12 protein-coding genes and 1 rRNA gene are annotated in these 12,098 nt (G+C 73.6%); 6 read left to right on the top strand and 7 right to left on the bottom strand.

Features of this window, described 5'->3' with window-relative positions:
* Positions 1 to 15: 15 nt before the first annotated feature.
* The 3 genes from J4557_RS24680 (at position 16) to J4557_RS24690 (ending at position 2,177) form a co-directional block, all read left to right on the top strand.
* A complete protein-coding gene (locus J4557_RS24680) occupies positions 16 to 465 on the top strand; it encodes a hypothetical protein (protein ID WP_208269088.1) in 450 nt (149 codons plus the stop codon).
* An 87-nt stretch (positions 466 to 552) separates the two neighbouring features.
* The gene (locus J4557_RS24685) at positions 553 to 1,614 is read left to right on the top strand and encodes an enolase C-terminal domain-like protein (RefSeq protein ID WP_208269089.1); all 1,062 of its coding nucleotides are present in this window, start codon (positions 553 to 555) and stop codon (positions 1,612 to 1,614) included.
* Complete coding sequence (locus J4557_RS24690) at positions 1,614 to 2,177, top strand: P-loop nucleotide/nucleoside kinase family protein (RefSeq protein WP_208269090.1); 564 nt, start codon at positions 1,614 to 1,616, stop codon at positions 2,175 to 2,177. The genes J4557_RS24685 and J4557_RS24690 overlap by 1 nt, the downstream gene beginning before the upstream one ends.
* A 105-nt stretch (positions 2,178 to 2,282) precedes the next feature.
* On the opposite strand, the gene J4557_RS24695 is transcribed toward J4557_RS24690, so the two are convergent.
* The 5 genes from J4557_RS24695 to J4557_RS24715 all read right to left on the bottom strand — a co-directional run bounded on the left by J4557_RS24695 (position 2,283) and on the right by J4557_RS24715 (position 9,140).
* Positions 2,283 to 2,465 carry a hypothetical protein gene (locus J4557_RS24695; protein ID WP_208269091.1) on the bottom strand — a complete coding sequence of 61 codons (183 nt, stop codon included), beginning with the start codon at positions 2,463 to 2,465 and terminating at the stop codon, positions 2,283 to 2,285.
* A 151-nt stretch (positions 2,466 to 2,616) separates the two neighbouring features.
* A complete protein-coding gene (locus tag J4557_RS24700; RefSeq protein ID WP_208269092.1) occupies positions 2,617 to 3,771 on the bottom strand; it encodes an acyl-CoA dehydrogenase family protein in 1,155 nt (384 codons plus the stop codon).
* The gene (locus J4557_RS24705; protein WP_208269093.1) at positions 3,768 to 5,735 is read right to left on the bottom strand and encodes an acetyl/propionyl/methylcrotonyl-CoA carboxylase subunit alpha; all 1,968 of its coding nucleotides are present in this window, start codon (positions 5,733 to 5,735) and stop codon (positions 3,768 to 3,770) included. The genes J4557_RS24700 and J4557_RS24705 overlap by 4 nt, the downstream gene beginning before the upstream one ends.
* A gap of 7 nt (positions 5,736 to 5,742) precedes the next feature.
* Entirely contained in the window at positions 5,743 to 7,275 is a 1,533-nt protein-coding gene (locus J4557_RS24710) for an acyl-CoA carboxylase subunit beta (protein ID WP_243776303.1), read from the bottom strand.
* 56 nt (positions 7,276 to 7,331) lie between these two features.
* Complete coding sequence (locus tag J4557_RS24715; RefSeq protein ID WP_208269095.1) at positions 7,332 to 9,140, bottom strand: acyclic terpene utilization AtuA family protein; 1,809 nt, start codon at positions 9,138 to 9,140, stop codon at positions 7,332 to 7,334.
* A 102-nt stretch (positions 9,141 to 9,242) separates the two neighbouring features.
* Between J4557_RS24715 and J4557_RS24720 the strand changes: the two genes are divergently transcribed.
* From J4557_RS24720 to J4557_RS24730, 3 genes are all read left to right on the top strand, one after another.
* Complete coding sequence (locus tag J4557_RS24720; protein ID WP_208269096.1) at positions 9,243 to 9,854, top strand: TetR/AcrR family transcriptional regulator; 612 nt, start codon at positions 9,243 to 9,245, stop codon at positions 9,852 to 9,854.
* Between the two features lie 98 nt (positions 9,855 to 9,952).
* Positions 9,953 to 10,258, top strand: a complete 306-nt coding sequence (locus tag J4557_RS24725; protein ID WP_208269097.1) for a YciI family protein — start codon at positions 9,953 to 9,955, stop codon at positions 10,256 to 10,258.
* The gene (locus J4557_RS24730; RefSeq protein ID WP_208269098.1) at positions 10,255 to 10,995 is read left to right on the top strand and encodes a hypothetical protein; all 741 of its coding nucleotides are present in this window, start codon (positions 10,255 to 10,257) and stop codon (positions 10,993 to 10,995) included. Before J4557_RS24725 ends, J4557_RS24730 begins: the two co-directional genes overlap by 4 nt.
* A gap of 27 nt (positions 10,996 to 11,022) precedes the next feature.
* Here J4557_RS24730 and J4557_RS24735 read toward each other — a convergent pair whose 3' ends face one another.
* Together J4557_RS24735 and rrf are read right to left on the bottom strand one after the other, a co-directional pair.
* On the bottom strand, positions 11,023 to 11,904 hold the full coding sequence (locus tag J4557_RS24735; protein ID WP_208269099.1) for an alpha/beta fold hydrolase: 882 nt from the start codon (positions 11,902 to 11,904) through the stop codon (positions 11,023 to 11,025).
* Positions 11,905 to 12,017: 113 nt separating this feature from the next.
* Positions 12,018 to 12,098: ribosomal RNA gene (gene rrf / locus J4557_RS24740) — 5S ribosomal RNA — on the bottom strand; the annotation flags it as partial.

Raw genomic sequence — 12,098 nt, forward strand, 5'->3', positions numbered from 1 at the left:
GGACACACTGGCGGGGTGAAGCCCGCATACCGTGTCCGCTCGGTCGTCAACGTCGTCAACCTCTCGACGCCGCTGGGCCTGCTGCTGGCGCTGGCGGCGGCGCGCCCCTCCGGCGGCGGCCCGCGGCTGCGCGGCGCCGGGGACGGCCTGCTGGTGGCGGGCGGTTACCGGCCGCCGGTGCCGGTGGCGTCGGCGTTCACCGTCGGCAACGTGATCCTGGTCCGCGGCGACGCGTCCGGCCTGCTGTCCAGCCCCCGGCTGCTGCGCCACGAGGCCCGGCACGCCACGCAGTACGCCTGGTGCCTGGGCGTCGTCATGATCCCCCTCTATCTCGCGTGCGCGGGCGCGTCGATGGCGCTGTGCGGCGACTGGGCGTCCTTCAACCCCTTCGAGCGGTTCGCGGGGCTGGCGGACGGCGGCTACGAGCGGCGCCCGCCGCGCCCGTTCCTGCGGGGCCGCCGCTGAGCTCCCGCCCGGCCGGTGTTCGGGCAGGTCCCGCGAGGGGGGATCATTGAGGGGAGAACACTTCCGACCACGAGAGGGCGGGTGCGGGTGCCCCGGATCCTTGGCTGCGACGCCTTCCGCGTCGCGATGCCGCGCGGGCGGCGGCCGGAGAGCATTCTCGTGCGGCTCTCCGGCGGGGACGGCGCGGCGGGGTGGGGCGAGATGGCCGTCCCGGCCGGGACGGCGGACCCCGGCCCCGGCTGGGCCGACATCGAGAAGCGGATGGCGCCGGCGCTGATCGGGCTGGACTGGGACCGTCCCGAGGACGTGTCCGCCGCCGCCGACCTCGGCGCGAACGAGGCCGCCGCGGCGATCGACGTCGCCTGCTGGGACCTGTGGTGCCGGGAGCGGGGCCTGCCCCTCGCGCACGCGCTCGGCGGGACGCGGACGTCCATCGTCACCGGCGCCCGGCTCGGGCCCGAGCCGATTCTGGACACGGTCGCGTCCCGCGCCAACAGGGCGGTGGGCGCGGGCCACACTCGGGTGACCCTGCCGATCCGGCCGGGCTGGGACGTCGAGCCCGTCCGGGCGCTGCGGGAGGCCTACCCGGCGCTGGCGCTCGTCGCGGACGCGGGCCACGCCTACACCGAGTCCTCCGAGCACATGGCGGTGCTGGAGGCGCTGGACGCCTACGGGCCCGTGGCGATCGAGCGGCCGTTCCCCGCCGACGACCTCGCCGCGCACGCCCGGCTCCAGCTGCGGGTCGGCACGGCGGTCGCGCCGGCGGTCGGCGACCTGGAGACCCTGGACGCGGCGATCACGCTGGAGGCGGGCCGCGCGCTGCACCTGCGGCTGGACCGGCTCGGCGGGCTCACGGCGGCGCGCAGCGCCCACGACCTGGCGTACGCGGCGGGCTGGGACGTGTGGTGCAGCGGGTGCGGCGCGTTCGGCATCGGGCAGGCGGCGGCGGTGGCGCTGGCGGCGCTGCCGGGCTGCACGCTGCCGAGCGACGTGTCGGACCCGGCGGGCGGCCCGGTGTTCGTGACGCCGCCGGTCCGCTCGTCCGGCGGGGTCGTCGGGGTGCCGCTGACCCAGCCGGGCCTCGGCCACGAGATCGACGAGGCGCGCATCGGGCGGCTGGCGACCCGCCGGATGCGGCTGCCCGCCTGATGCCGGCGGCCGTCTGGATCGTGGCGGGCCCGCCGGGCGGCGGCAAGTCGACGGTGTGCGACCTGCTGCTGGCGCGGCTGCGCCCGGTCCCGGCGCTGCTCGACAAGGACACCCTGTTCGGCCCGTTCGTCGCGGCGACGCTGGCCTCGCACGGCCGCGACCCCGGCGAGCGCGAGGGCCCCTGGTACGACGAGCACGTCAAGCGGCACGAGTACGCCGGGCTCACCGCGGCGGCGCGGGAGATCCGTGGGCACGGCTGCCCGGTGCTGCTGAGCGCGCCGTTCACCGGGCAGATCCGGTCCCCCGCCCGCTGGGCGGAGTGGGTGGACGCGCTCGGCGGCCCGCAGGTGCGGCTGCTGTGGATCCGCACGGACGCCGCCACGCTCCGGCACCGCCTGGAGCGGCGCGGCCTGCCCCGCGACGCGGGGAAGCTGGACGGGTTCGACGCCTTCGTCGCGCGGATGCGCCCGGACGAGCCGCCTCCCGTCCCGCACGCGGCCGTCGACAACCGGCTGGCGGCGCCGCGGACGCTGGAGTCGCAGCTCGACGCGCTGCTCGCCTGAGGGGCCGCTCGCGTCACGGGCTGCGCGCCCGGGGGCCGGTGGTTCTGGAGCCGGCCGTGCCCCGCCGCGCCCGGGACGGACGGCCGCGGCGGGGCACGGCGGGCGTCAACCGTTGATGTTGATGTTGATGTTCGTGTTGTGGTCGCCGCAGCAGTGGTGGCAGCCACCGGCGATGGCCGCGGGCGCGGCGGCGGACGCCGTGGAGGCCGACGCGGCCGTGGTGAGGCCGAAGAAGCCGGCGAGCAGCGCGGCGACGGTCAGGACCAGGGCAGAGAGGAACTTCCGCATGATCATCCCTTTCGTTCGTTATGCGGCGGTCGCTCCGCGATGGTCCCCCTGGCGACACGCTCTGTAACTCGATCATCGCCATAAGTAGGCAAAGGCGCGCGGACCCGGACATCCGCCCGGTGGTCCGCGCGCCTTCCCGTGGCGCGGCGGGTCAGTACGACTTGGGCAGCCCCAGCGAGTGCTGCGCGACGAAGTTGAGGATCATCTCCCGGCTGACCGGGGCGATCCGCATCAGCCGGACGACCCCGGCCAGCATCCCGACGCCGTACTCGGTGGTGAGCCCGTTGCCGCCGTGGGTCTGAATGGCCTGGTCGACGCAGTGGATCGCGGCCTCGGCCGTCGCGTACTTCGCCATGTTCGCGGCCTCGCCCGCGCCCATGTCATCGCCCTCGTCGTACAGCCAGGCGGCCTTCTGCCCCATCAGCCGGGCCAGCTCCAGCTCGATCTTGGCGGCGGCGAGCGGGTGCGCGAGGCCCTGGTGCGCGCCGATCGGCGTCTTGAACACCTGCCGGTCCTTGGCGTAGGAGATCGCCTTGCCGAGCGCGAGCCGGCCGATCCCGGCCCCCATCGCCGCCGCCATGATCCGTTCGGGGTTGAGGCCCGCGAACAGCTGCAGCAGGCCGCCGTCCTCGTCGCCGACGAGCGCGTCGTAGGGCAGCCGGACGTCGTCGAGGTGGCAGATGAACTGCTTCTCCGGCGACACGATCTCCATGTCGATCGGGGTGAAGGTGAACCCGTCGGTGGCGGTCGGGACGATGAAGAGCGACGGCCGCAGGTTGCCCTTCTGGTCCTCGGTGCGGCTGACGAACAGGACCGCGTCGGCCTCGTCCACGCCGGAGATGAACGTCTTCTGCCCGTTGAGCACCCAGCCGTCGCCGTCGCGGCGGGCGGTGGTGGTGATGCGGTGCGCGTTGGACCCGGCGTCCGGCTCGGTGATCGCGAACGCCATCTTCACCGACCCGTCGGCGAACCTCGGCAGCCAGTGCTTCCGCTGCGCCTCGGTGCCGGACCGGGCGATGATCGTCGCGCAGATCGCCGGGGAGACGACCATCAGCAGCAGCGGGCAGCCCGCCGCGGCCAGCTCCTCGCAGACGGCGGCGAGGTCGCCGATGCCGCCGCCTCCGCCGCCGTACTCCTCCGGCACGTTGACGCCGAGGTAGCCGAGCCGCCCGGCCTCGGCCCACAGCTCGTCGGTCTTCTCGCCCGCCCTGGCCTTCTCCACGTAGTACGACGAGCCGTACTTCGCGCCCAGCTCGGCGACGGCGGCGCGCAGCGCCCGCCGTTCCTCGGTCTCGACGAAGCTCATTCGGGGGTCCCTTCCACGGAGATGACGGCGAGGACGGCGCCGGACTCGACCTGCCGTCCGGCCTCGACGTTCAGTTCGGCGACGGTCCCGGCGGCGGGGGCGGCGATGCGGTGCTCCATCTTCATCGCCTCGAGGACGACGAGGGTCTGCCCCTCGGCGACGGCGGCGCCGGGCTCGGTCTCGACCCGGACGACCGTGCCGGGCATGGGGGCGAGCAGCGAGCCGGGCGCGACCTGCGCGCTCGGGTCGGTGAAGCGCGGCACGGCCCGCAGCGCGACGGGTCCGAGCCGGGAGTCGACGAACACCTCGTCTCCGGCGGCGGCGACCGTGAACGTCTCGCGCAGCCCGTCCCGGTCGAGGACGACGCGGTCCGGCCCGGCGCTCACCAGCGCCGTGCCCGGGCACAGCTCGCTGACCAGGCCGTCGCGGCCGAGGCGGTAGTCGACGTCGACCGTGCCGTGCGGGCCGTCGAACGACCGCCGCTGCGGCTGCGACCGGACGTTCCGCCACCCGGACGGCAGCCCGCCGAGCACACCGGCGGACGCGCGGGCCCGTGCCGCGCCGGCGAGCGCGGCGGCCAGCGCGGACACCGCGACGGTCTCCTCCCCGGCGAGCGGCGCGGCCAGGGCGTCCAGGCCGATGCGGTCGAGGTAGCCCGTGTCGGTGTCCCCGGCCAGGAACGCCGGCTCCTCCAGGATGCGCACCAGCAGGTCGCGGTTGGTGGTCAGGCCGTGGACGCGGGCGCCGCGCAGCGCGGCCGCCAGGCGGCGTGCCGCGGCGGCGCGGGTCGGCGCCCAGGCGATCACCTTGGCGAGCATCGGGTCGTAGTGGACGCCGACCTCGCTCCCGCTCTCCACGCCGCTGTCGAGCCGCAGCCCGCCGGAGGGCGGGACGGCGAACGCGGCGTCCACCCCCGGCACCTCGAAGGTGTGCAGGGTGCCGCTCGCGGGCCGCCAGTCGTGCGCGGGGTCCTCGGCGTACAGGCGGACCTCGATCGCGTGCCCGTCCGGCTTCACATCGTTGTGCGGGAGCGCGGCGCCCTCGGCGCACTCGATCTGCATGCGGACGAGGTCGACCCCGTAGACGCATTCGGTGACCGGGTGCTCGACCTGCAGGCGGGTGTTGACCTCGAGGAAGTAGAACCGGCCGTCCGGCGCGAGCATGAACTCGACCGTCCCGGCGCCGACGTACCCGATGGCGCGTGCAGCGTTCTCCGCGGCCGTGCACAGCGCGTCGCGCAGCGCGTCTCCGACGGCCGGCGATGGCGCCTCCTCGATGATCTTCTGGTGGCGGCGCTGGATGGAGCACTCCCGCTCGCCGAGCGCGACGACGGTGCCGTGCGCGTCCGCGATGATCTGCACCTCGATGTGGCGGGCGCTCTCCAGCAGCGGCTCGCAGAACACGGTCGGGTCGCCGAACGCCGACTCGGCCTCGCGGCGGGCGCCGGCGACGGCGGCGGGCAGCTCGTCCAGGGCCCGGACGATCCGCATGCCGCGCCCGCCGCCGCCCGCGGACGCCTTCACCAGCAGCGGCAGGTCGGCGGCGGTGGCCTGCGCGGGGTCCAGTTCCGGCAGCACCGGGACCCCGGCCGCCGCCATCAGCTTCTTCGCCTCGATCTTCGAGCCCATCGCGGCGATCGCGGCGGGCGGCGGCCCGATCCAGGTCAGGCCCGCGTCGAGGACGGCCTGCGCGAAGGCGGCGTTCTCCGACAGGAACCCGTAGCCGGGATGGACGGCGTCGGCGCCCGCCCGGAGCGCCGCGTCCACCACCTTCGCGGCCGCGAGGTAGGTCTCGGCGGGCGACGCCCCGGGCAGCCGCACCGCCGCGTCCGCCTCACGGACGTAGGGCGCCCCCGCGTCGGGGTCGGAGTGGACGGCGACGGTCCCGATGCCGAGGTCCCGGCAGGCCCGGAACACCCGGCGGGCGATCTCGCCGCGGTTGGCGACCAGCACAGTCTTGATCATCTGCGACTCACATCCGGAAGACGCCGAAGCCGTCGGCTCCGCGCACGGGCGCGTTGTGGACAACGGACAGGCACAGGCCGAGGACGGTGCGGGTGTCGCGCGGATCGATCACCCCGTCGTCGTAGAGCCGGCCGGACAGGAAGAACGGCAGCGACTCCGCCTCGATCTGCGTCTCGACGAGCTCGCGCATCGCGCGGTCCTGGTCCTCGTCGTAGGCCTGGCCGCGCGCCTCGGCGGCCTGCCGCGCCACGATCGACAGCACGCCCGCGAGCTGCTGCGGCCCCATCACCGCGGACTTCGCGCTCGGCCAGGTGAACAGGAACCTGGGGTCGTACGCCCGGCCGCACATGCCGTAGTTGCCGGCCCCGTACGACGCGCCCATCACGATGGTGATGTGCGGGACCTTGCTGTTCGCCACCGCGTTGATCATCAGGGCGCCGTGCTTGATGATCCCGGCCTGCTCGTACTCCTTGCCGACCATGTAGCCGGTGGTGTTGTGCAGGAACAGCAGCGGCGTGTCCGCCCGGTTCGCGAGCTGGATGAACTGCGCGGCCTTCTGCGCCTCCGGGCCGAACAGCACGCCCTGCGCGTTGGCGAGCACCCCGACCGGGTAGCCGTGGATCCGGGTCCAGCCGGTGACCAGGCTCGTCCCGTACAGCGGCTTGAACTCGTCGAACTCCGAGCCGTCCGCGATCCGGGCGATCACCTCGCGCGGGTCGAACGGGATCTTCAGGTCCTCGGGGACGATCCCCGCCAGCTCCTCCGCGTCGTACCGCGGCTCCTCGACGGGGCCGGGCGCGGGGCCGAGCTTGCGGTGGTTGAGGTTCTTGACGATCTGCCGCCCGATGCGGAGCGCGTCCGCCTCGTCCGCGGCCATGTGGTCGGCGAGGCCGGACGTGCGGGCGTGCATCTCGGCACCGCCGAGCTCCTCGTCGTCGGCCTCCTCGCCGGTCGCCATCTTCACCAGCGGCGGCCCGCCGAGGAACACCTTCGCGCGCTCCTTGACCATGACGACGTGGTCGCACATGCCGGGGATGTACGCGCCGCCGGCGGTCGAGTTGCCGAACACCAGCGCGATCGTCGGGATCCCGGCGGCCGACAGCCGCGTCAGGTCGCGGAACATCCGGCCGCCCGGGATGAAGATCTCCTTCTGCGTCGGCAGGTCCGCACCGCCCGACTCCACCAGGTTGATCACGGGCAGCCGGTTCTCCAGCGCGATGTCGGACGCGCGGAAGCTCTTCTTCACCGTCCACGGGTTGCTGGCGCCGCCCCGCACCGTCGGGTCGTTCGCGACGATCATGCATTCGACGCCCTCGACGACGCCGATGCCGGTGACGACGCTGGCGCCGACCGGGAAGTCGCTGCCCCAGGCGGCGAGGGGGCTCAGCTCCAGGAACGGCGAGTCGGGGTCGAGCAGCAGCTCGATGCGCTCCCTGGCCAGCAGCTTCCCGCGCCTGCGGTGCCGGGCGACGTACTTCTCGCCGCCTCCCTCCAGCGCCTTGGCGTGCTCGGCGTCCAGTGCCGCCAGCTTCTCCAGCATGGCCGCGCGCCGCGCCCGGTACTCCGGGCCGCCGGTGTCGAGCGTGCTCTTGAGGGTCAACGGACTCCCTCCGGCTTCTCGATGTTCTCCGCCGCCGGGGCCTCGCCCCCGGCCCCCGCGTCCGGGGCGAGCAGGGATCGGGGCACGTCGGCGAGGCGGGACCGCAGCCACTCCCCCAGGGCCTTGCCCTGCGGGTCGAACCGGGTCGAGGCGGACACGCCTTCCTGCAGCAGGCCCTCGACGACGAAGTTGACCGCCCGCAGGTTCGGCAGGACGTACCGCCGGACGCGGTGGTCGCGGGTCTCGGGCATCAGCTCGTTCAGCCGCTCGACGGTGAGGAAGGGCTCCAGCCACCGCCACTGCGCGTCCGTGCGGGCCCAGACGCCGATGTTGGCGTCCCCGCCCTTGTCCCCGCTCCGCGCGCCCGCGACGCGCCCCAGCGGGACCCGCACCGTCTCCCCGGCGGGCGGGCGCGGGTCGTCCGCAGAACGCGATCCCTCTTCCGGGGCACGACCGGCGGGCCGGACACCGGACGCGGGGTCGCCCCCGGCGGCGGGGATCGGCACGCGCGTCCCGTCGGGCAGGACGGCGACGTGCTCGACCTCCCCGTTCGGCACGAACGCCGGCTTGTACACCCCGTACGGGGCGCCCTTCCCGGGCGGCGACGTCATCGTGAACCCGGGGTATCCGGCCAGCGCCAGCTCCACGACCGCCCCGCTGAACCGGCGCCCCACCTTCTCGGGGTCCGGGTCGAGGACGGCGCACCGCAGCAGCGAGGTCGCCGCGCCCTGCGAGGCCGGATCGGCCGCGGGGGCGCCGATGAGCGTCCATTCGACGCGGGCCGGCGGCGCGTCGCCGAACGCGGCCTCGACCTGGGCCCGCGCGAACGCCGCCTTGGCCTCGATGCCGAGCCCGGTGAGGACGAACGTCATCTCGTTGCGGTGGCCGCCGAGGTGGTTCAGGCACACCTTCGTCGTGGCGGGCGGCGGCGAGCCCTCGACCCCGCCGATCCGCACCCGGTCGGGCCCGTCCTGCGCCAGTTCGATGGTGTCGAAGCGCGTGGTCACGTCGGGGCCGGCGTAGGCGGGCGCGCCGATCTCGTAGAGCAGCTGGGCCGTGACGGTCTCGACGGTCACGGCACCGCCCGTCCCGGGATGCTTGGTGATCACGCTGGAGCCGTCGGCGTGGATCTCGGCGAGCGGAAAGCCCAGCGGCTTTACATTGTAGATTTCTTCAAAGAAGGCGTAGTTCCCGCCGGTCGCCTGCGCGCCGCACTCCAGGACGTGCCCGGCGGCCGTCGCCCCGGCCAGCGCGTCCCAGTCGTCGCGCGCCCACCCGAAATGCGCGGCCGCCGGCCCCACGACCAGCGACGCGTCCGTCACCCGTCCGGTGACCACCACGTCCGCGCCGGCCCGCAGGCACTCGGCGATGCCCCACGCCCCGAGATAGGCGTTGGCCGTGAGCGGGTCGCCGTACCGGGGATCGGTCAGCCCCAGCTCACCGGCGCGCGGCAGCAGGTCGTCGCCCTCGACATGGGCGATCCGCACGTCGACGCCGAGCCGGCCGGCCAGCTCGCGCAGCCGCTCGGCGAGCCCGCGCGGGTTCAGCCCGCCCGCATTGGCGACGATCTTGACGCCGCGCTCGGCGGCGAGGCCGAGGGAGTCCTCCATCTGCCGCAGGAAGGTGGACGCGTACCCTCCCCCGGGGTCCTTCATCCGGCTCCGGCCCAGGATCAGCATCGTCAGCTCGGCCAGGTAGTCGCCGGTGAGGACGTCCAGGGGACCGCCCTCCAGCATCTCCCGCACCGCGCTGAAACGGTCGCCGTAGAAGCCCGAGGCGTTACCGATCCGCAAGGGTCGACTCATGGCCAGCACCCTGCCAGCCCGCCCTGAAAAAATCAATCGCGCTTGATTGTTTTCCGGCGGCCGGATTTGGTTGACTGGAGGGCCACCCGAGCCGAGGAAGAGATGACCACGCAGGCGATCCCCCGTGAACCGCAGCAGGACCGCAGCCGCGCGACCCGGCGGCGCCTCCTCGAGGCCGCCGTCGACCGCCTCGCGTCGGTGGGCTGGGCCGGCACCACGGTCGCCACCGTCGCCGAACGCGCCGGGGTGTCGCGCGGCGCCGCGCAGCACCACTTCCGCACCCGGGAGGAGCTGGTCACCGCCGCGGTCGAGTACGGCTCCGAGGTGCGGATGGCGCAGATGCGGGAGCACCTGGACGCGCTCGCCGACCGCCGGCCGTCCACCCTCGACGTCGTCACCCTGCTCGGCGAGATGTACACCTCGCCGCTGTTCCGCGCGGCGCTCCAGCTGTGGGTCGCCGCCAGCTCCGACGAGCAGCTCCGCGCCCATGTCCTGCCGCTCGAGGCCCGGGTCGGGCGCGAGGCCCACCGCCTCACCGTCGAGGCCCTCGGCGCGGACGAGTCCGTGCCCGGCGTCCGGGAGACCGTGCAGGCCACGCTCGACCTCGTCCGCGGTCTCGGCCTCGCCGACCTGCTCACCGACGACTCGGCCCGCCGCACCGGGCTCCTCCGCCAGTGGGCGGCGACCCTCGACATGGCCCTGTCCGCACGCTGAACGTCCCGCGCCCGGCGGCAACGCACCGCGAAGTCGACGGCCCGCCCGCCCGCTGGGAGACTGGCCCGATACGCCGGACGATCACCGAGAGGGCGGGAATGCTGCATCTGCTGAGGCTGGAGTACACGGTGTCGGAGGAGGCCGCCGAACCCCACGTCAAGGAGCACGTGGCGTTCCTCGACCGGCATCATGCCGCCGGCACCTTCCTGGTCTCCGGCCAGACGGTCCCGTCCGAGCAGGGCGGCCTCATCATCGCCGCGGGCGTCGACCGCGCCGGCGCCGAGGAGATCGCCGCCGGCGACCCGTTCGTGCGCGCCGGCGTCGGCCGCTACACCATCACCACGATCGTCCCCGGCCGCGCCCACCCCGCCCTCGCCGAGCTGTTGGCGCCGTTCGGTCCATGACCGGCGAGCCTCTCCCGGACTTCCGTCCCGGCGATGTCCTCCGGATCTCCTGCCCGTTCACGGAGGTGACCGTCAGCGCCGTCCATCCCTACAACGTCTCCGTCCGCTGGCCGTGGTGGCAGGTGGATCCCGACAGCGACTTCTTCCACTGGAACGGCGACGTCGCGCTCCCCCGCGCCTCCTCCATGGACGCGGAACGCGAGTTCTTCACGACGATCCCGGACACCGAAGCGCTCGCCGCGGGCGACCGCTGCAAGGTCGGGATACCCCCGACGATCGTCCATGTCATGTCCGTCGAACGCTTCGACCCGCCGCTGGAGACAGGCCGCCTCCCCCGCCCGCACCGGCACGTCGTCGTCCTCCACCACGGCGAATCAGAGGACCCCGACGCGGAGTTCCAGGGATACATCATCGACCCCGACGACGATCAGCCGATCGCCATGGACCTCGTCTTCCGCCCGTACGCGTTCCTGCGCCCCGACGACGAGCTGGCCGACGCCGCCGGACGAGCCTGGCGCTTCGTCGCGCCCTGGGACTGGCGCCCCTTCGACGGCGGCACCGGCACCCCCGTCTGGCCGCTGACCCTCCTCTACCGCGACGGCGCCGAACCGTCGGCCGCGTCGCTCAACGCCGTCGCTCAGGCGACCTCCATGGGCTCGCACACGGAACAGCTCGCACGATGGCAGCGCTTGACGGGCGCACACCCGCCCGAACGCAGCCACCCCGCCTCCGCGTGAAGGACGACGCACCGCGCCTGACCGTGCTTATCTCGTGTGCGCTTCCAAGGCATCGATGATCACGGGCCAGAGCTCACGCGGACGGTCATGCCCCATGTCGGGGATCAGCAGCAGCTCCGCGCCGGGCACGAGCTCCGCGGTACGCCGGCCGCCGCTCGGATCGATGAGCGTGTCGTCCAGGCCGTGGATCACGAGAGTCGGCACCTGGAGTTCCCGGAGGGCATCGGCACGCGAGCCGCTGAGGATCATCGCTCCGAGCTGACGCCCGACGCCGGCGGGGTAGTAGGCACGGTCGTAGGCGGCCGCAGCCAGCTCTCGCAGGGCGGACGCGTCGCCATAGCGCTTGGAGGCCCACACCAGTTCCCGCTCCGCCGCCGCTATGTATCCGTCCCGGTCCTGAGGCTTCGGGGCGAAGAGCACCGTCCGGGCGTCCGCACTGGATTGGCCGTACTCGCTCTCACCCGTCGACGACATCATGGACGTCAGGGTCAGCACCCGCTCCGGCCTGGTGATCGCCATCGTCTGGGCGATCATTCCGCCCATCGAGGCTCCGACGACGTGGGCCCGCTCGACGCCGAGCGCGGTCAGCAGCCCGAAACCGTCGTCGGCCATGTCCTTCAGCCCGTACGGGACCATCGCCACGGCGGAGGCGATGTCCCCCGAACTCACGGCGCCGATGAACCGCCCCATGTCGACCGGATGATCGTCGAATCTCGTCGACAGCCCGCAATCGCGGTTGTCGAACCGGATCACGTAGCGGCCGCGAGCCGCCAGCGCACGGCAGAAGTCCTCATGCCAGGCGATCATCTGGGCGCCGAATCCCATGACGAGCAGAACGGGAGCATCGGAGGGATCGCCGAAGCTCTCATAGGCGATGGACACCCCGGGCGACACGTCGACGATCGGCATGTCCGCAGCCTCCCAGGGCCGGCTTCCGGAGCGCATCCGAATATTCGACGGGCGTGCGCCGCAGGCGGAAATGCGGAAGGCCCCGCCGTAACGGCGGGGCCTTCCTAAAAAATGTCCGGCGGTGTCCTACTCTCCCACACAGTCTCCCATGCAGTACCATCGGCGCTGAAGGGCTTAACTTCCGGGTTCGGAAT

The sequence above is a fragment of the Actinomadura nitritigenes genome, from assembly GCF_017573545.1.
Lineage (GTDB): Bacteria > Actinomycetota > Actinomycetes > Streptosporangiales > Streptosporangiaceae > Spirillospora > Spirillospora nitritigenes.

Excerpts from the sequence above, each read along its gene's own strand:
- J4557_RS24725 (WP_208269097.1), top strand. The coding sequence starts at position 9,953 with ATGCTGCATCTGCTGAGGCTGGAGTACACGGTGTCGGAGGAGGCCGCC.
- J4557_RS24705 (WP_208269093.1), bottom strand. The coding sequence starts at position 5,735 with ATGATCAAGACTGTGCTGGTCGCCAACCGCGGCGAGATCGCCCGCCGG.
- J4557_RS24700 (WP_208269092.1), bottom strand. The coding sequence starts at position 3,771 with ATGAGCTTCGTCGAGACCGAGGAACGGCGGGCGCTGCGCGCCGCCGTC.
- J4557_RS24735 (WP_208269099.1), bottom strand. The coding sequence starts at position 11,904 with ATGCCGATCGTCGACGTGTCGCCCGGGGTGTCCATCGCCTATGAGAGC.
- J4557_RS24695 (WP_208269091.1), bottom strand. The coding sequence starts at position 2,465 with ATGCGGAAGTTCCTCTCTGCCCTGGTCCTGACCGTCGCCGCGCTGCTC.
- J4557_RS24690 (WP_208269090.1), top strand. The coding sequence starts at position 1,614 with ATGCCGGCGGCCGTCTGGATCGTGGCGGGCCCGCCGGGCGGCGGCAAG.
- J4557_RS24715 (WP_208269095.1), bottom strand. The coding sequence starts at position 9,140 with ATGAGTCGACCCTTGCGGATCGGTAACGCCTCGGGCTTCTACGGCGAC.
- J4557_RS24730 (WP_208269098.1), top strand. The coding sequence starts at position 10,255 with ATGACCGGCGAGCCTCTCCCGGACTTCCGTCCCGGCGATGTCCTCCGG.
- J4557_RS24710 (WP_243776303.1), bottom strand. The coding sequence starts at position 7,275 with ATGCTGGAGAAGCTGGCGGCACTGGACGCCGAGCACGCCAAGGCGCTG.
- J4557_RS24720 (WP_208269096.1), top strand. The coding sequence starts at position 9,243 with ATGACCACGCAGGCGATCCCCCGTGAACCGCAGCAGGACCGCAGCCGC.